Origin of the sequence: Paracoccus sp. MBLB3053, assembly GCF_031822435.1 — a bacterium.
Classification (GTDB): Bacteria; Pseudomonadota; Alphaproteobacteria; order Rhodobacterales; family Rhodobacteraceae; genus Paracoccus; species Paracoccus aurantius.
Window position 1 is genome coordinate 2223428 of the sequence record NZ_JAVQLW010000001.1, and the last position, 18007, is coordinate 2241434.

At 62.7% G+C, this 18007-nt stretch carries 18 protein-coding genes; 11 read left to right on the forward strand and 7 right to left on the reverse strand.

Features of this window, described 5'->3' with window-relative positions; all coding sequences use genetic code 11:
• Nucleotides 1-34: 34 nt before the first annotated feature.
• From RGQ15_RS11100 to RGQ15_RS11110, 3 genes are read left to right on the forward strand one after another with little or no spacing between them, the layout of a single operon-like run.
• Nucleotides 35-775 (forward strand): RNA methyltransferase, encoded by a 741-nt coding sequence (locus RGQ15_RS11100; RefSeq protein ID WP_311160282.1) that lies wholly within the window; start codon nucleotides 35-37, stop codon nucleotides 773-775.
• Between the two features lie 54 nt (nucleotides 776-829).
• Nucleotides 830-1975, forward strand: coding sequence for a heme A synthase (ctaA, locus tag RGQ15_RS11105; RefSeq protein WP_311160283.1), 1146 nt, complete (start codon nucleotides 830-832; stop codon nucleotides 1973-1975).
• Nucleotides 1972-3444, forward strand: coding sequence for a carboxypeptidase M32 (locus RGQ15_RS11110; protein ID WP_311160284.1), 1473 nt, complete (start codon nucleotides 1972-1974; stop codon nucleotides 3442-3444). The genes ctaA and RGQ15_RS11110 overlap by 4 nt, the downstream gene beginning before the upstream one ends.
• A 45-nt stretch (nucleotides 3445-3489) precedes the next feature.
• On the opposite strand, the gene RGQ15_RS11115 is transcribed toward RGQ15_RS11110, so the two are convergent.
• The 5 genes from RGQ15_RS11115 to RGQ15_RS11135 are packed head-to-tail and all read right to left on the reverse strand — an operon-like array spanning nucleotide 3490 to nucleotide 8148.
• Nucleotides 3490-4836 carry a cytochrome P450 gene (locus RGQ15_RS11115; protein ID WP_311160285.1) on the reverse strand — a complete coding sequence of 449 codons (1347 nt, stop codon included), beginning with the start codon at nucleotides 4834-4836 and terminating at the stop codon, nucleotides 3490-3492.
• A complete protein-coding gene (locus RGQ15_RS11120) occupies nucleotides 4833-6032 on the reverse strand; it encodes a hypothetical protein (protein WP_311160286.1) in 1200 nt (399 codons plus the stop codon). The genes RGQ15_RS11115 and RGQ15_RS11120 overlap by 4 nt, the downstream gene beginning before the upstream one ends.
• Before the next feature lie 54 nt (nucleotides 6033-6086).
• Nucleotides 6087-6770 (reverse strand): M48 family metallopeptidase, encoded by a 684-nt coding sequence (locus tag RGQ15_RS11125; RefSeq protein WP_311160287.1) that lies wholly within the window; start codon nucleotides 6768-6770, stop codon nucleotides 6087-6089.
• Between the two features lie 27 nt (nucleotides 6771-6797).
• A complete protein-coding gene (locus tag RGQ15_RS11130) occupies nucleotides 6798-7979 on the reverse strand; it encodes a vWA domain-containing protein (RefSeq protein ID WP_311160288.1) in 1182 nt (393 codons plus the stop codon).
• A gap of 4 nt (nucleotides 7980-7983) precedes the next feature.
• Nucleotides 7984-8148 carry a hypothetical protein gene (locus RGQ15_RS11135; protein ID WP_311160289.1) on the reverse strand — a complete coding sequence of 55 codons (165 nt, stop codon included), beginning with the start codon at nucleotides 8146-8148 and terminating at the stop codon, nucleotides 7984-7986.
• A 115-nt stretch (nucleotides 8149-8263) separates the two neighbouring features.
• Here RGQ15_RS11135 and RGQ15_RS11140 point away from each other — a divergent pair, with 115 nt between their 5' ends.
• Nucleotides 8264-9388, forward strand: a complete 1125-nt coding sequence (locus tag RGQ15_RS11140; protein WP_311160290.1) for a Ppx/GppA phosphatase family protein — start codon at nucleotides 8264-8266, stop codon at nucleotides 9386-9388.
• Nucleotide 9389: 1 nt separating this feature from the next.
• Complete coding sequence (locus RGQ15_RS11145; RefSeq protein ID WP_311160291.1) at nucleotides 9390-10160, forward strand: RlmE family RNA methyltransferase; 771 nt, start codon at nucleotides 9390-9392, stop codon at nucleotides 10158-10160.
• Nucleotides 10161-10330: 170 nt separating this feature from the next.
• Here RGQ15_RS11145 and RGQ15_RS11150 read toward each other — a convergent pair whose 3' ends face one another.
• Both RGQ15_RS11150 and miaA read right to left on the reverse strand, forming a co-directional pair.
• Nucleotides 10331-11395 carry a helix-turn-helix transcriptional regulator gene (locus RGQ15_RS11150; RefSeq protein ID WP_311160292.1) on the reverse strand — a complete coding sequence of 355 codons (1065 nt, stop codon included), beginning with the start codon at nucleotides 11393-11395 and terminating at the stop codon, nucleotides 10331-10333.
• Between the two features lie 101 nt (nucleotides 11396-11496).
• Nucleotides 11497-12396: a tRNA (adenosine(37)-N6)-dimethylallyltransferase MiaA gene (gene miaA, locus RGQ15_RS11155; RefSeq protein WP_409201317.1), complete on the reverse strand. Its 900-nt coding sequence runs from the start codon at nucleotides 12394-12396 to the stop codon at nucleotides 11497-11499.
• Nucleotides 12397-12486: 90 nt separating this feature from the next.
• Here miaA and pyrH point away from each other — a divergent pair, with 90 nt between their 5' ends.
• From pyrH to rseP, 6 genes are all read left to right on the forward strand, one after another.
• A complete protein-coding gene (pyrH, locus tag RGQ15_RS11160) occupies nucleotides 12487-13218 on the forward strand; it encodes a UMP kinase (protein WP_311160294.1) in 732 nt (243 codons plus the stop codon).
• Nucleotides 13219-13299: 81 nt separating this feature from the next.
• Nucleotides 13300-13863: a ribosome recycling factor gene (gene frr, locus RGQ15_RS11165; protein WP_311160295.1), complete on the forward strand. Its 564-nt coding sequence runs from the start codon at nucleotides 13300-13302 to the stop codon at nucleotides 13861-13863.
• A gap of 5 nt (nucleotides 13864-13868) precedes the next feature.
• On the forward strand, nucleotides 13869-14603 hold the full coding sequence (gene uppS / locus RGQ15_RS11170; protein ID WP_311160296.1) for a polyprenyl diphosphate synthase: 735 nt from the start codon (nucleotides 13869-13871) through the stop codon (nucleotides 14601-14603).
• Nucleotides 14600-15448 carry a phosphatidate cytidylyltransferase gene (locus tag RGQ15_RS11175; RefSeq protein WP_311160297.1) on the forward strand — a complete coding sequence of 283 codons (849 nt, stop codon included), beginning with the start codon at nucleotides 14600-14602 and terminating at the stop codon, nucleotides 15446-15448. The genes uppS and RGQ15_RS11175 overlap by 4 nt, the downstream gene beginning before the upstream one ends.
• A gap of 4 nt (nucleotides 15449-15452) precedes the next feature.
• Nucleotides 15453-16625, forward strand: a complete 1173-nt coding sequence (gene dxr / locus RGQ15_RS11180; protein ID WP_311160298.1) for a 1-deoxy-D-xylulose-5-phosphate reductoisomerase — start codon at nucleotides 15453-15455, stop codon at nucleotides 16623-16625.
• Nucleotides 16625-17950, forward strand: coding sequence for an RIP metalloprotease RseP (gene rseP / locus RGQ15_RS11185; RefSeq protein WP_409201318.1), 1326 nt, complete (start codon nucleotides 16625-16627; stop codon nucleotides 17948-17950). Before dxr ends, rseP begins: the two co-directional genes overlap by 1 nt.
• Nucleotides 17951-18007 lie beyond the last annotated feature (57 nt).

The following is an 18007-nucleotide window of genomic DNA, read 5'->3' on the forward strand; positions in this document are numbered from 1 at the left end:
GCCGCGCGGCTTGCCAGTAGGTCGCGGCGGCGATATGGCGGCAAACATGGAACCAGCGATCATTCTCGTGCGCCCGCAGATGGGCGAAAACATCGGCGCGGCGGCTCGCGCCATGCTGAATTTCGGACTGACCGATATGCGACTCGTTGCGCCACGCGACGGTTGGCCGAACCCCAAGGCCATCGCCATGGCTTCGGGCGCGGCGGGTAAGGTGCTTGATCAGGCCCGCGTTTACCCGACGCTTGCCGAGGCCATGGCCGATATCGACTACGCATATGCCACCACGGCGCGCGGCCGCGAATTGACAAAGCCCGTGCTGACGCCTGCCAGCGCCATGGCCGACGCAAGGGAACGCGTCGGGCAGGGAGGGCGCGTCGCAGTTATCTTCGGCCCCGAACGCGCCGGGTTGGAAAACGACGATGTCGCACGGGCGAACGCGATCATCACGGTACCCGTGAACCCGGACTTCCCGTCGCTGAACCTCGCGCAGGCCGTCCTGCTCAACGGTTACGAATGGTCGCGCGAACAGTTGCCGGCACAGCCCGCGCCGCATGGCCGTCGTCCGGATGGTGAAATACCCGCAACCCGGATCGAGATCGAGAAGCTTGCCGATCACTGGGAAGAGCGCTTGCAGGACAATGGCTTCTTCTTTCCGCCCGAGAAGGCGCCCGCGATGAAGCTGACGTTGCGCAACCTTTGGTCGCGCCTGCCGCTGACCCGCGCCGACACACGGATCTTCCACGGCATGCTGCGGCAATTGACCCGCCGCGATTGATTGATTTCCGGACCAAGGCCGGTCAAGGTCTGGTCCAGCGACAAGGAAGCTGACATGGCAAGACGCCCCGTCTTTCAGGAAGTCACCGAAACGACGCCACGCCAGACGCAACCCTCTGGCGGCATGATCGATGCCGGAAACCGTGGCGCACGCGGTGCGATCCGAATCTGGCTGATGGTGATGTTCGTTCTGGTCGTGGCGATGATCGCCCTTGGCGGCGCGACGCGTCTGACCGGCTCGGGCCTGTCGATCACCGAATGGAAGCCGGTGACGGGCGCATTGCCACCAATGGATCAGACTGCCTGGCAATCCGAATTCGACAAGTACAAGCTGATCCCGCAATTCTCCGAGGTCAATCCGGACATGGATCTGGCCGGTTTCAAGCAGATATATTGGTGGGAATGGTCGCACCGGCTGCTGGGCCGCCTGATCGGACTGGTCTGGGCCGTCGGATTCGTCTTCTTCCTTGCCACAAGGAAGATCCCCACCGGTTGGACGCCGCGCCTGCTGTTGCTGGGCGCCCTTGGCGGGGCGCAGGGCGCCATTGGCTGGTGGATGGTGCATTCCGGCCTTTCGGGCGAAATGGTGCGCGTTGCCTCCTATCGGCTGGCGATCCATCTGGGGATCGCTTTCGCCATTCTGGGGCTGATCGCCTGGTGGGCGCTGGCCTTGTCGAGGCCCGAGGCGCAGCTCATGCGGTCGCGTCGTGCGGGTGAAGACAAGCTCTTCTCGATGACCACGGGGCTTCTGCATCTGGCCTTCGTCCAGATCCTGCTGGGGGCTCTTGTCGCGGGCATTGATGCGGGACGGACCTATACCGGCTGGCCCACCATGGGGGGCGAATGGATACCCTCGGCCATATGGGATGCCGCGCTCGGCTGGCGGAACTTCTTCGAGAATCCGGCGCTCGTCCAGTTCATCCACCGCATGACCGGCTATCTTCTGACGATCTTTGCCGTCGTGGTGTTCCTGCGCTCGCGCCGTTCGCCGCATCCCGTGACGCGCGGCGCCTATTTCGTCATGATCGCGGCCCTCGCCGTGCAGGTCCTTCTTGGGGTCATGAACGTGCTCCATGCCTCGCCTTTGCCGCTGGCGCTTGCGCACCAGATCGGTGCGGTCGCGCTGTTCGCGATGATCCTGCGCGCCCGTCATCACGCGCGCTATCCATATGAAACTTCGGTTCGGGGAACTGCCAGATGAGCGCTTTCGACGATCTTCTCGCCTTTCAGCGCCAGACCGAGGCGCTGAGTTCCGTCGCCGAACGTCTGGGCTGGGATCAGGAGACCGTCATGCCGCGCGGTGCGACCGAGCAGCGCGCCGAGGAAATGGCGGCAATGGAAGCGGTATTGCATGAACGCCGGACCGATCCCCGGTTGGGCGAATGGCTGGAACAGGCCGAGCCGCAGGATGCCGAAGATCAGCGCATTCTTGAATTGATCTCGCGCGATTTCCGTCGCGCATCTCGGGTTCCGGCGCGCCTTGCGACCGAGATCGCACGCCAGACCTCACTTGCGCAGGGCGTCTGGGCCGATGCGCGGGCCAATGATGCGCCCGATGATTTTCTGCCTGTCCTCAGTGACATCCTGATGCTGAAGCGCGAGGAAGCCTCGGCCCTAGCCGATGGTGGCGATCTCTATGACGCATTGCTCGACGATTACGAGCCGGGCGCAAGCCAGGCGCAGATCGCGGCCCTGTTCGATTCCATGCGACCGCGCCTTGTCACCTTGCGCGAGGATGTGCTGGGGGCCGAGTTCCAGCCCTCCGCCCTGAGCGGCCATTTCGCTCAGGAAACCCAGTTGCGTCTGGCGCGCAGCTGCGCGACGGCCTTCGGCTATGACTGGGCGCGCGGTCGAATGGACATTGCGGTTCATCCCTTCAGTTCGGGGCGCTGGCAGGATAGCCGGATCACCACGCGCGTGGTTGAAACAGATCCGTTCAACTGCATTTATTCGACGATCCACGAGGTTGGACATTCCAGCTACGAACAGGGGATCGACGACGATTACGCCTTCACGCCGCTCGGCCGGGGCGTCTCGATGGGCGCACATGAAAGCCAGAGCCGGATCTATGAAAACCAGATCGGTCGGGGAGCTGCCTTTACGGGCTGGCTCTACCAGCGCATGTCGGACGCCTTCGACGGTCTTTCGATCCCGGATGCCGAAGGGTTCTATGCGACCGTCAACCGCGTGACGCCGGGCTATATCCGCACCGAGGCAGACGAGGTGCAATACAACCTCCACATCATGCTGCGCTTTGATCTGGAGCGCGACCTGATTTCTGGTCGGTTGGATACGGTGGACCTGGTCGAGGCGTGGAACGCCCGCTTCCTCAGGGACTTCGGAATTGCCGTCGATCGGCCCGCCAACGGCGTTCTGCAGGATGTTCACTGGGCGGTGGGGCTTTTCGGCTATTTCCCGACCTATGCGCTTGGCAACGTCTATGCAGGCTGCCTGAACAAGGCAATGGCAGAAGCCGTGCCCGATCTAGACCGATATCTTGCTCAGGGGGATGCGACCCCCGCCGTCGAATGGCTACGCGAGAACATGCAGCGTCATGGCGGGCTATATCCGCCGCGTGACCTGATCGAGGATGCGACAGGCAGCGATGTGAGCGAGGCGCCCTTGCTCGACTATCTCGAAGAAAAGTTTTCGGGCATCTACCGGCTCTGAGACGACCTCAGGGGCGGTTTTCCCATCGCCCCTGAAGTTGACGGTTCAGCGCTTGTGCAAGCGAAGATGAATTCCGTCCTTGCCCCGCAGCGTCAGGCGCATGACGGGAACGGGGGGCTTGTCCGGTTCTTCAAGGCGATAGTCCCTGACGATCGCCGCCAGCAGCAATGGACCCTCGATCATCGCGAAGCCTGCACCGGGGCAGGATCGCGGCCCCTGCGAGAAGGGCATATAGGCATCTCGCATGCAGCTTTGACCGTTTGGCGTGTCCCAGCGCCCCGGATCGAATCCGTCGGGATTATCCCAGAGCTTCTGGTGGCGATGCAGATGCCACGGTGACAGAACGATCTGCGCGCCTTTCGGCGCCCGGCGTTCGCGCAGGGTTTCCTGGTGGCGACACTGGCGCACGGTCATCGCAACAGGGGGGTAAAGCCGCATCGCCTCGCGGAAGACAGCGCGCGCGGTCTCAAGCCGCTTCACGCAGGAAAAGTCGCGTGAAAGGTGGGTCTTGGCTTCGCGTGCCAGTTTTTCCTGCCAATATGGGCTGCCTGAAAGAAGATAAAGCGACCAGGCCAGCGCCGAAGCGCCGGTCTCGTGCCCGGCCAGGAAAAAGGTCGCAACCTCGTCGATCATCTCGCGCGGCGTGAAGACCTCGTTCGTGACGGGGTCGGGCGTGGTCATGATCTTGGTCGCGAGGTCCTGGGGCGCTGTACCCGCGTCGATGTCTGCGGCGCGTTCCGCAACAAGCGTCTTGATCAGCCGACGGATGCGGCGCGCGCTGTGGCGCACGCGACGATTGTGATACCGCGCCCAGCGGGGCAGGGCGATCAGTCCGCCCAGATTGACCATGGGCTGCGCGTCCTGATGTTCGCGGAAGGATTCAAAGACCTGCGACGCCGTTTCATGCTCGATCGGGATCGAGAAAAGGGTGCGAAAGATCACATCTGCAGCGACATGACTGGTATGGGGTTCGATATCGATCTCGCTTCCGTCGGCAAGCGGTGCCAGCCTTTCGACCACGGCTTCGGCGGCATCATGCATCGCGGGGAAGGCTTCGCGCACGCGCCCACGCTCAAAGGCGATGTCGATGATGCGGCGTTGATGCAGCCATGTCGCCCCATTCGAGATGAAACTGGAATTCCCCAGCAAGGGCTGCAACCCCGCCGCCATGCGTGGAGATTTGGGAAAGTCCATCGGCCTGCGCTTCAGCACCATATCCACGAGACTGGGGTCGTTGCAGGTGAAGCTGTGGATGAAGGGGCCGCGGAATTCGGCCATCCAGGCGCGGTAAAGCCGGTCCGATTGTGCTGAAAGGATGTCGCGCCGGAACTCGCGAATAAAGCGCCAGACCGAGCCCTTGCCCTCGCGCGGCCGAGGTTTGGGCGGGATCATGTCGCGGTCCAGCCGTTCACGGCGCGGGCGATGCGGCCCGGTGAATGCTGCCTTCCGGCAAAGCGGTCTTGCAGTGTCAACGGCCCTGCGGTGATCGCGAAATAATCGTAGTCGCCGGGCTGATCAAAAGCGCAGAGGTACTGGAAATGCAGTCTGAACCAACGGCCGCGCAGCTCCTTCTGCTTTTCTGCCGAAAGCGTCTGCTTGAACGCGGCCGATAGGATCAGCGGATGTTTGCGATCAGCAGGTTCGACACCTGACACCGAGACCGGATCGCATAACCCGAAGGAACAGGCGTCGCCTGGTGCCGTGACATCGACCCACGCGAGTTCATCGCGCGCCGAGAGATAGCGCAGATCGGCCCGAAGCTGGTTTGCCCTGGGCAGGAACGAGGCCATCGGGACGACCTGACCGAGCGAAAGATAGGACAGCTTCGGCCCATTCGCCGGCACGCGGCCCGAACGGATCAGTTCCGCAAGGACCGAGACGCCAAGATAGGCGCCCGAACTATGCCCCACGACCAGCACCTCGTCCCATTCATCGGCAAGGACCGCGGCGATGCGGTCGGCGAATTGCGACAGCCTTTCATTCAGCGCAGGCGGATAGCTGCCCAGGCTTGCGGCGGTAAAGGCATAGTCATGCATCAGGTAATAGGCGAAAACCTTGCCGTCATACTTGCGCCAAAGGTTCAGCCCGGCCCATGTGATCGCAAGCATGACGGGCAGGCCGATCCACCAATCCAACCCGCTCAGCCGCCCGATCCCCCAGCCGACAAGCGCGCCGACAAGCATGCTCGAGAAAAGCTGCGCAAGCAGCACCAGGACAGGATAAAGCGCGGCCAGGACCGGGCCGCGCCTCAGCCGCATCAGCCGGAAAAGCGCGCCCGAGCCGATATAGGCCCAAGCCGTCCGCGCAAGCTGAAGGTAGGTCGCGGCAATCGACTGGCCCATCGAGCCCTGAACGATATCGGCCCATAGCAAGACTTCGATTTCGGCTTCGGTTGCAGCCCCGTCGAAATTCCCCTTTACCCCCCAACCGAAACCATTGCGGTCACGTCGGGCGCCAAACTCAAGCGCATAACCCGAAATACGCGCCTGATCGCTGCCCTCGCGCTTGTAAAGCTCGCGGTAGCGGCGGGGTGGGATCGGATCGTAGCCTGGAATGTAAAGGACGCGGCGCCGAAAAGTGCTGGTCATTGGATCTCATGAGCTATGCGTCCGCAGAATAGTCCAATCGCGGCCATGGGCAAGTCAGGCCATACCCCATCTTGTTTCAAGTTTTTCGATTGCCGCGATCCTGGCATCGATCTTGGGATGGGACATCAGCCATGCAGGGGTCGTCGTGCTGGCTCCGGCGAATTTCTCGAGCTTGCGAAAAAGGCTTTTCTGGGGCTCGGTCCCCAGTCCGGCCTTGACCATCAGCGCTGTCGCGAAGGCATCGGCTTCGAACTCGTCGCCGCGTGACAGGCGAGCCGCGACGGCAGTTGCGACAATACCCGCGATCCAGGCGCCGATCCCGGGCAGGAATCGCCCCAGAACGCCCGCGAGAACCATCCGTATGACATTTTGCCCTGCGAAATCCACCATTCGCCGCCGGGCGTGCCCGTGGGCCACATGCCCCAGCTCATGGGCCACGACCGAGGCGAGTTCGGCCTCTGTCACCTGTCCCTGATCTAGTTTGTCCAGGAAACCGCGCGTGAGGAAGATCCTGCCATCCGGCGCGGCAAGGCCATTGATCGGCGCGATTTCGTAGACATGCGCCCTGACAGGTGGCAGATCCATCGCCTTTCCCAGCCGCTCGAGCATCGGCAGCAGGCGCGGATGGTCCAGGGGCGAAGATTTCGCATTCAACTCGGCCTTCAGCCGCCAGAGCGAAAAATACCACATCGCTGCGGCATAAAGCAGGATCAGGATGATGGGTGTCAGCTTCAGCATGGAATGGATATGGTGCCGAATTCCGTCTCAGCCAAGGAGCCGCATCGCCCGCGTCAGGCCCTCGAGCGTCAGCGGCTGCATGCGGCCATCGAAGATCTCGTCGATCATCTCGATCGAGCGGGTATGACGCCAAAGCCGTTCCGGCACGGGGTTCAGCCAAACATGATCGGGCCAGGTCTCGCGAAACCGCCGCAGCCAGGTTTCACCCGATTCGGGGTTCCAATGCTCATTCGCGCCGCCGGCAATCGCGATCTCATAGGGGGACATCGAGGCATCGCCGATGAAAAGCACCTTGTAGTCTCGCCCGAAGCGGTTGAGCACTTCCCAGGTTGACGTGGTTTCGGTCCAGCGCCGGCGATTGTCCTTCCAGACGGCCTCATAGACACAATTGTGAAAGTAGAAATGCTCAAGATGCTTGAATTCCGCCCTCGCGGCCGAAAACAGTTCGTCCACAAGGCGCGAATGTTCATCCATCGATCCGCCGACATCGAGGAAAAGTAGCACTTTGACGGCATTGTGGCGTTCGGGCCGGGTCTGGACGTCGATATAGCCGTGTTCGGCGCTGGCGCGGATCGTCCCGGGCAGATCCAATTCCTCGGCCGCCCCCTGGCGCGCCCATTGCCGAAGCCTTTTGAGGGCAACCTTGATATTGCGTGTCCCTAGCTCGACGGAATCGTCGAAATCCCGGAACTCTCGCTTGTCCCAGACCTTGACCGCGCTTCGGTGACGGCTTTCCGTCTGACCGACCCTGACGCCTTCCGGATTGTAGCCATAGGCCCCGAATGGCGACGTTCCCGCCGTGCCGATCCACTTGTTGCCGCCCTGATGGCGACCTTTCTGTTCGGCGATCCGCTCGCGCAGCCGCCTCATCAACTCCTCGAAGCTTCCCGGCCCGCTGATCGCGGCGCGCTCTTCGGGTGTCAGCAGCTTTTCGGCAAGCTTCTCAAGCCATTCCGCGGGGATCGAGATCTCGTCCACCAGGGCTTCGACGGGAATTTCCTCAAGACCTGCGAAGGCTTCGGAAAACGCCCGGTCGAAGCGGTCGATATGTGCCTCATTCTTGACGAGTGTCGCGCGGGCGAGATGGTAGAAACCATCCGTTGTCCAGTCGGAAAGCCCCGCCTCAAGACCTGCCAGCAGATCCAGATATTCTCGAAGGCTGGCTGGCACTCCGTGTCGGCGCAGGCTTTCGAGAAAGGGGCGGAACATCGGCCTAGCCCAGCCTTCCCAACAGCACGATCAGAAAAACGCCAAGAACCGCAAGTCCCATGGCATGGACGGCGGCATATTGAATCCGGTCGGCCCGCGTACCGCCGAGCTTGCCGGCGCGCCACCAGCCGATCGCGGCGCCGATGATAAGAGCTGTGATCACGATCATGTGGCTGGGATACCTCCGCTGGTTGTCCGTGTCGAGTGCCAGACTGACCGCAGCCCCTTGAACCGGAATGGGGCGCAGGTTAACCTATTTTCAACTAGTAATCGGAGGGCGTGACATGGCGCCCAGGCGTCCTGCGGGTGCGGACGCGTTCCCGAGAAACACGGTCGAGCCCTTCGTCACCCGCCCGGCCGAGGACGGGCCGCTATATGCGGCCTTGGATCTTGGCACCAACAGTTGCCGGATGCTGATTGCCCGACCCACGGGCAGTCAGTTCCAGGTGATCGACAGCTTTTCAAAACCTGTCCAATTGGGGCAGGGGCTGGAAGCATCAGGCAGGTTGTCGCGTTCTTCGATGGCGCGCACAGTGCATGCCTTGCAGGTGTGTCGTCGCAAGCTCGAGACACATAACGTCACCCGCATGCGCCTGGTTGCGACCGAGGCGTGTCGCCGCGCGCGGAACAGTCGCGACTTCCTGCGGATGATCCGGCGCGAAACCGGCCTGCCGGTCGAGATCATCAATGCCGAGGAAGAAGCCCGGCTGGCGGTGATTTCCTGTGCGCCCCTGGTAAGCCACCGCACCGATCAGTTGCTGGTCGTGGATATCGGTGGCGGCTCGACCGAGCTTGTCTGGATCGACCTGAAGGAGGTCGAGCCGACTGAACGCCCAAGGGCCATCATGCGGCTGGCCGACGGCTTTCGGAACCCCCAGCCGGGCGGGGCTCGCGTCGTCGACTGGATCAGCGTGCCGCTGGGCGTGGCGACGCTGCGCGACCAGTTCGATGATGTCGAGGAAGATGAGGGGCGTTTCGCCCTGATGTCCTGGCATTTCGAAGAGATGCTGTCAGACTTCAGCCCCTATTCCCTGACCTACAAGGTCGAAGAGAACTTCCAGGTGATCGGCACCTCGGGAACCGTGACCACGGTCGCGGCCAGCCATCTCGGCCTGCGCCGTTACGACAGGACCAAGGTTGATGGCCTGACAATGACCTCTGTCCAGATCGACCGCGTGATTCGGGATTATCTCTCGCTCGGGCCCGAGGGCCGTCGTGCCGATCCACGAATCGGGCGTGAGCGACATGCGCTGATCATGTCCGGGGCGGCGATCCTGCAGACGCTGATGCGTGTCTGGCCGACGACACGGCTGTCAGTTGCGGATCGCGGTCTGCGCGAAGGGCTGCTATATGCGCAAATGGTGAAGGACGGGGTGCTCGCCCCCGACGGACTGAACGGGGTAGCATGAGATGACCGAAGGCAAGAAACCAGGTGCCGGGCGCAAGAGCTCGGGCCGAGGACAGCGCGATCTGCGGGTCCGCGTGAAATCCGCCAAGGGGCGGAAACTGTCGAGCACGCTTTGGCTCGAACGGCAGTTGAACGATCCGTATGTGGCCCGTGCCAAGCGCGAAGGCTACCGTGGCCGCGCCGCCTTCAAGATCCTTGAGTTGGACGACAAGTATCGCTTTCTCGTTCCGGGTGCGCGGGTTGTCGATCTTGGCTGCGCCCCGGGCGGCTGGTGCCAGGTCGCCGTGGGGCGGGTGAATGCGCTGGGGGAAAAATCGGGCAAGAAGATCGGCCGTGTTCTGGGCGTCGATCTGCAGGAGGTCGAGCCGATCGCCGGGGCCGAGTTGCATCAGCTGGATTTCCTGTCCGACGGGGCCGACGACAAGGTCAAGGAATGGCTGGGCGGATATGCCGATGTGGTCATGTCCGACATGGCCGCTGCCTCGTCTGGCCACAAGGGCACCGATCACCTGCGCATCGTCGCATTGATCGAGGCAGCGCTTGAATTGGCCTTCGACGTGCTGGAACCGGGCGGGACTTTCGTGGCCAAGGTGCTGGCGGGCGGCGCCGAAAACGAAATGCAGGCGCTGCTCAAGCGCCGTTTCCGAAAGGTCGCGAACGTGAAGCCGCCGGCGAGCCGTTCGGATTCGTCAGAGAAATTTGTCGTCGCGCAAGGTTTTCGTGGGCGGGATGAGGCCGAATTGGCAGTCGGCGACGAAGGAAGCGGGAATTAGCGACGTTCAGGGCGGAAACTGGCCCGGCGAAAGGCCCGATAGGTCATGATGGTCGCGCGGTCTCCGAGACGTAGCCGAGAATTGGGCGAACTCTTTGACCCATGACCGGGCCGGACAGCGCCGACTATCCTGAAAGGGGCGCCAGCGGGACGTTGAACCCTGGCTGCGGCTCAGTCGCCAAGGACCGCGCTGTGGCCGTCCGTTCGAAACGATTCCGGTGTTCGGCCGGTCGACGCGGCGAATGTTCTGAGGAAATGTCCCAACCCGCTATATCCCAGCTCAAGCGCGATATGCTCGAAACTCATGTCGCTGCCGCGCAAAAGTGCCGCGGCCCTCTGCAGGCGCAGGTCGTAAAGCAGTTCCAACGCCGAACGTCCGCGGCTGTCGTGGCAGGATTGATCCAGATGCGCGACGGTGCATTCGAGTTTCCCTGCAAGTTCGGCGATGGTCCAGCCCTGGGCCAGGTTTTCGGCTGCGACGGACAGGAACCGCTCGGTCAGCTGCCGGGCCTCGTCCAATCGGCGTGCATGACTGTCCTGTACCTCAGGCACGCCGACGATCCGTGACAGCGCAAGGGTCAAGAGCCCGATCTGAAAGGCCGTGGCCTTCGTTTCGATCGAACTGCGCGGACTTCCTTGCCCAAGCGAGACGATTGCCGGCTCAAGCAGTGGCCTGTCCGCAGGGTTGGGAAAGCCGCAACGAAAACCATGGGGAAGCGGGTCGGGCAGTCCTTGGGCCAGTTGCACCGGAACGAGCAGCGCCCAGCCACGTACCCCAGGGGGCGGCTTCGTGGAAAAGGCCGTTCCCGCTGGGATGAAGGCGATGCGTCCAGCCGAGACCAGATGCCTTTTCTTGGGCAGGTCGATCGAGCAGCCGCCCTCGGTCACGAGGATGATGACATGATCTCCGCGGACCCGAGGGGCAGCCGCGCAGGCCAGCCCTTCATGACGTCCCAGCAGGGGTCCTGACCAGAAAAACCCCTCAAGCGGCATGAGACGCAATCCATCGCCTGGCGCGGGGCGCGGCAGGGCCTCAGGCTTTCCGCTTGAAAAGACGCGAATCCGTGCCTTGGAATCCGTGTCTTCGCCAAGTTCGACAGGCTGGGGCAATCGCGGGTCCATCCGCGGGGGTTCCTGCACGCGCGGCGCGTTTATGGCCGCCGTGGCGAGCCTTTCCCTTGTGGCCGCTTCGTGCGGCACATCGGGGTTCTGCTGTGGGCGCAACGAATGGATCATGGAACGCCTTTCTGGAGCCGTCGCAGAAAATGCTAGGCCGACCTCGGATTCGGTCCAGAGATTTATCAATCACAGGTTGATAAACCGTGAAGCTGTTGCAGTCAGGCAGCAGGGCCGATCGGGATCTGTCTCCAGTCCTTCATTCTGCCCCGGAAGAATATCCTTTGCGATTTCGCATATTGCCTTGAAGCGATGATAGCGCGTTCCACCGCCTCGTCGAGACTCATGTCGCCGGACAGGTAGGCAACAAGTTCCGGCGCTCCGATGGCGCGCGCCCAAAGGGCAGTCGGTTCCCAATGAGGCAGCATTTCGCGAACTTCTTCAAGCGCCCCTTGCTGCATCATCAGGCGAAATCGGCGATCGATGCGTTCGGCGAGCCAGTCGCGGTCGCTGTTCAGGACGATCCGTTCGCTTGCGGCAGGGGGGATCAGCGCGGGTCCGGTTTCGGCCTGCCAGTCGGCGATCCCCCGTCCGGTCGCGCGCAAGACCTCCCAGGCCCGCTGAACGCGTGCAGGATTTCTCAGGTCGATCCGCTGATGGGTTCGTGGATCGAGGGCAGCGACCATGCGGGACATGCCGTCCGGAGAAGCGATGATCGCATTGCCTTCGGCCCTGATGTCATCAGGAACGGGCGGAATGACGGCCAGACCGTTGGAAAGGGCGTGAAGATAAAGACCCGTGCCGCCGACGACGATGAGCCTTTCCCCACCGCTCAGGATCTCGGCCACCTGATCCAGCCACTGGCCCACGGAATAGGGCGCACCGGGCTGCATATGCCCGTAAAGAAGATGCCGAGCCTCCGCCTCGTCCTGGATAGAGGGGCGGGCAGAGATGATCCGCCAGCAGGACCAGACCTGGAGTGCGTCGGCATTGACGATGACGCCGCCCTGTCCTTGGGCAAGCGCGATCGCCAGCGCGGATTTTCCACTTGCTGTGGGTCCTGCGATCAGCACATGCTTGTCTGCGGAGATAGTCGAAAGAATTTCCCGGGGCTGCGTCACTTTGCCCGCACGCTCTGGCGGTTGAACATGCGCCCTGTTTGCGACATTTTGCGCGCCAATGAAACACCCCCGTGAAAGGTTCCCCTTCTGATGTCCGAAAAAACCCCGCAAGCCGGAAAATATTCCCGTGTTCTGCTGAAGATCTCGGGCGAGGCGCTGATGGGTGACCAGGGCTACGGCCTGCATCCGCCGACGGTCGCGCGCATCGCGCAAGAGGTCAAGTCGGTCCATGACATGGGGGTCGAGATCTGCATGGTGATCGGCGGGGGCAATATCTTCCGCGGTCTTCAGGGCAGCGCCCAGGGCATGGAGCGTGCGACCGCCGATTACATGGGCATGCTGGCAACCGTCATGAATGCGCTGGCGATGCAGGCGGCACTTGAATCCTTCAAGATCCACACCCGGGTCATTTCGGCAATCCGCATGGATGAGGTGGCCGAGCCCTATATCCGCCGCCGTGCCGTCCGTCACCTTGAGAAGAAGCGCGTCTGCATCTTCGCGGCCGGAACCGGAAACCCGTATTTCACCACCGATACCGCTGCGACGCTGCGCGCGAACGAGATGAATTGCGAGGCAATCTTCAAGGGCACCAAGGTCGACGGCGTCTATGATAAGGACCCCAAGAAGCATGCCGACGCCAAGCGCTACGATAACGTCTCCTACGACGAGGTCTTGCAGAAACATCTTGGCGTGATGGACGCTTCTGCCATCGCGCTCGCCCGGGACAACGACTTGCCGATCATCGTTTTTTCGCTGGACGAACCCGGCGGCTTCCGTGGCATCCTTGCGGGCGAGGGCACCTATACGCGTGTTCACGGCTAAAATCCCCGCATAGGCTTTGCCTTGGCGGCGCTGCTCGGCTAAAAGCGCTGAAAACCACAGCATAGAAGGCCATGATCGAGCATGTCCGACGAAATTGAGATCGATATCGACGACCTGGAACGCCGGATGAAGGGCGCCATCGAGTCCCTGCGCCACGAATTCGCTTCGTTGCGCACGGGCCGCGCCTCGGCCAGCATGGTCGAGCCCATCATGGTGGATGCCTATGGATCGCCGACCCCGATCAACCAGGTCGGGACGGTGAACGTGCCCGAGCCGCGCCTCGTGACAATCAACATCTGGGACAAGGCGCTGGTCTCGAAGGCCGAAAAGGCAATCCGCGAATCGGGTCTTGGGATCAACCCCCAGCTCAATGGCACGATCATCATGCTGCCGATCCCCGAGCTCAACGAAGAGCGTCGCCGCGACTTGACCCGGGTTGCCGCCCAATATGCCGAGCATGCGCGCGTCGCGGTTCGCAACGTTCGACGCGACGGCATGGACCAGATCAAGAAGGCCAAATCGTCGGGCATGTCCGAAGATGACCAGAAGTTCTGGGAAGGCGCGGTGCAGGAACTGACCGACAAGGTCATCGCCTCGGTCGATCAGGCGCTCGAGGCCAAGCAGGCCGAAATCATGCAGGTCTGATCCAGATGGCAGATCCCGCAGCCAGCCTGTCCCGTGCCCAAGGTGGGGATATCCGGCCTCGCCACGTGGCCATCATCATGGACGGTAACGGCCGTTGGGCCGTCAACAAGGGCTGGCCGCGGCTTGTCGGCCACCGCCGCGGCGCCGAGCGCGTCAAGCAGATCGTTCGGGCTTGCCCCGATCTTGGCGTGAACTGGCTGACACTTTATGCCTTTTCGACCGAGAACTGGAAGCGCACCACTGAAGAGGTGCTTGGACTGATGGGCATCTTTGCACGCTACATCGAACGCGAGGCCGATGGCCTGGCCGCAGAAGGTGTGCGGATGCGCTTCATCGGCGGGCGCGAAAGGCTCGACGAAAAGCTTCAAAGGCTGATGGAAGGGATCGAGGCCAGGACCTCGATGAATACCCGTCTCAACCTGACTGTCGCGATCAATTACGGCGGTCGGGACGAGGTGGTGCGTGCCGCCGCGCGTCTGGCCGAACGCATCGCGCGGGGCGAGGTCCAGAGGCCGACCGAGGCCGATTTCGCGTCATGCCTCGACACGGCCGGGCATCCCGACCCGGATCTGGTGATCCGCACATCGGGTGAGACACGCACGTCGAATTTCCTGCCCTTCCAGGCCGCTTATTCGGAATATGAATTCTCGCACACGCTTTGGCCGGATTTCACGCCCGAGCACCTTGGTGAGATCCTTGATCGCTACAGTCTGCGCGACAGGCGCTTCGGCGGCGCATGACCGGCACGGAACCTTCGCGCGGGCGCCTGGTGGACAGGCTCAAATCGGGAAACTGGGCTGATCTGGGCAAGCGGTTGGGCGCAGGGGCACCTTTGCTTCTGGTCGGAATACTGCTTCTCGTTTCCTCGGGATTGTGGCTCCGGCTTGGAGTTTCGGTAATCGTCGGGCTGATGAGCTGGGAACTGGCGCGGCTGACGGCCTGGCGCTTTCCCCAGTTCCACAGCCCGCGCCATCCCGTACTGATCGGCTCGCTCAGCGCCATCGTCCTTGTGACCATGCTGAACGTGCCGGGCAATCTACCGTTTCTGCTGGTTGCCGTTCCGGTGCTGGCGGGTCTTCCCGGAACGCATGCACATGAGCGCGTGCCCTATGCCCTATTCACCATCGCGATCTTCGGCGCGGGTTACGGGCTTGTCGCCCTGCGCGAGGAAATGGGGCTTGCGACGCTGTTTTGGGTGGTCGCGACGGTCGTGCAATCCGACATCCTTGGCTATTTTGTCGGCCGCAGGATCGGGGGGCCGCGGTTCTGGCCTTCGCTGAGCCCCAAGAAGACCTGGAGCGGCACCGTCGCAGGATGGGTCGGAGCGCTTCTGCTGGCGGCAGGCCTTGTCCTCAGCCGAAATGCGAGCCTGGGGGTGTTGCTCGTCGGGCCGCTTCTGGCACTCGCGGGTCAGTTCGGCGACATTGCGGAAAGCTGGCTCAAGCGCCGTGTTGCGGTTAAGGACAGCTCGCAGCTTATCCCGGGGCATGGCGGCGTCATGGATCGTTTCGATGCGATGTGCGGCGCGCTTCTGCTTGCCTTCGTGCTGATGCTCCTCCATCTCTTGCCGATAATCGGAGGCTAAGACCATGCGCAGCGTGACCGTGCTGGGGGCCACCGGCTCCATCGGCGAAAGCGCATTTGACCTTCTCATGCGGTCGGGCGGGCCGGATGCGTATCGAACCGTTGCGCTTACCGGTGCGGCGAACGTGGCGCGGCTGGCCGAAATGGCGCGCGCCCTGCGTGCCGAGATCGCGGTAACCGCAATCCCCGGGAAGCTGGCCGAGCTGCGCGACGCGCTGGCCGGATCAGGCATCGAGGCCGCGGCCGGGAGAGATGCGATCGCCGCGGCTGCGGCGCGCCCGGCGGATTGGACCCTTTCGGCAATCATCGGTGCGGCGGGGCTTCCACCGGGACTTGAGGTCCTGCGGCGCGGTGGGACGCTTGCGCTGGCGAACAAGGAAAGCCTGGTCGCGGCAGGACGTCTCGTGATGTCTGAGGCGCAGCGGAACGGGGCCCGCATCCTGCCGGTCGATTCCGAACATTCGGCTATCTTTCAATCCCTTAACGGTGAAGATCTCGATTGTGTCGAGAGCGTAACCATCACTGCCTCGGGCGGCGCGTTTCGAGACTGGCCGATCGAGCGTCTGTCACGTGCGACGGTCGCGGAGGCATCCTGTCATCCGAATTGGTCGATGGGTCAGCGCATCACGATCGACAGTGCCTCGATGTTCAATAAGGCGCTGGAAGTGATTGAGACGCATGAATTCTTTGGGCTGGATGACAGGCAGATCAAGGTCTTGGTGCATCCACAATCGATCGTCCATGCCTTCGTCAGCCATGCTGACGGTGGCAGCATTGCGCATATGGGGGCTCCGGACATGCGTCACGCCATCGGCTATGCGCTGAACTGGCCCAAGCGCGCCGCCCTGCCAGTTCCGGCGCTGGACCTCGCACGGATCGGCAACCTGACTTTCGCAGCGCCCGACGAAAAGCGTTGGCCGGCGCTTCGACTGGCGCGCGAGGTGATCCGTGCGGGAGGTGCCGCCGGCGCCGTGCTGAACGCCGCCAAGGAACAGGCGCTTGACGATTTCATCGCCGGTCATATCGGTTTCACCGACATGGCGGCGGCAGTCGAGCGCGCGCTTGAGATGTGCGCCCGCGAAGAGGGCTTCGGAACCAGCCCGAAAGGGCTGGATGATGTTCTTGCATGGGATGAAATGGGGCGGCGGAATGCGGCCTGTTCGGCAGGTGCGGCATGATGGGATTGATCGCTGAACTCGGTGGTCTGATCTGGACAGTCTGCGCGTTCATCCTGGCGCTGTCGATCATCGTCACCGTCCATGAATACGGCCATTACATCGTCGGCCGTTGGTCCGGCATCAAGGCCGAGGTGTTTTCGCTTGGCTTTGGTCCGCAGCTTTTTTCCTGGCGCGACCGACGCGGGACGGTCTGGCAGGTCGCGGCGATTCCCCTGGGGGGCTATGTCCGCTTCCTGGGTGACAGCAATGCTGCCAGCGCCGGCTCAGGCGAGGCGGTCGATACGAAACTCGCGCGGCAAAGCCTGCCCGGCGCACCGCTCTGGGCGCGTTTCGCGACGGTCGCAGCCGGGCCGATCTTCAACTTCATCTTGTCGATCCTCGTTTTCGGCGGGGTCGCGCTATGGCACGGGATGCCGGTGGATGAACCCGAGGTCGGGGTGTTGCGGGCGACACCTCCGGGGATCGAGATCGGGCTTCAGCCGGGTGACCGGATCATTGCGATCGACAATCATCAGGTAGGGTCCTGGGCCGATCTCGCAAAAACGGCCGAGGCGTTGGAGCCACGGCCATCGCACGAATGGACCGTTCGCCGTGCTGGGCAGGAGCTGATCGTTCCCGGCCCTGATCCGATGCCAGCGCTGCTGACCGGTATCGCACCTCGCAGCGCCGCCGCGGCGGCAGGCTTGCGGGCGGGCGATGTCATTCTGGCCATCGACGGCAAGCCCGTCTCGCGCTTTGACGAATTGCGCGAGCATGTCGAGGCGGCGCAGGGCCGTGCCCTGCTTTTGCAGGTCTGGCGCGAAGGTGCCGGAGAGGCGGATTACACCCTTATTCCGCGCGAACAGGATCTTCCGACCGCCACCGGCTATGAGAAGCGCTGGATGATCGGTGTCACCGGCGGAGGCACGTATTTCGATCCGGCGACGCGCTCGACCGGGCTGGGCGAAGCGCTGGAACTTGGCGTCAATCGCACCTGGGACATCATCGCCTCCTCGGTTTCGGGCCTCTGGGCGATGATCTCAGGACAGATCGGCAGCTGCAATCTGGGCGGGGCGATTTCCATCGCGGAAAGCACTGGTCAGGCAGCCTCGGCAGGGGGGAGCGATTTCATCTGGTGGATCGCCGTGCTTTCGGCCGCGATCGGCTTTCTCAACCTTTTGCCTGTCCCGGTATTGGATGGCGGCCACCTGATGTTCTACCTGTATGAGGCGGTTGCCGGGCGTCGTCCCTCGGACCGCGTCCTGGATATCTTGTCTGCATTGGGCATGGCTGCGGTGCTGGCACTGATGATCTTCGGACTCACCAACGATCTTTTCTGCCCCTGATCCGGCCTTGCCTTTTGACAGTCCGGCCTGCTTCGCTGTATCCACTTTGCCAAAGAG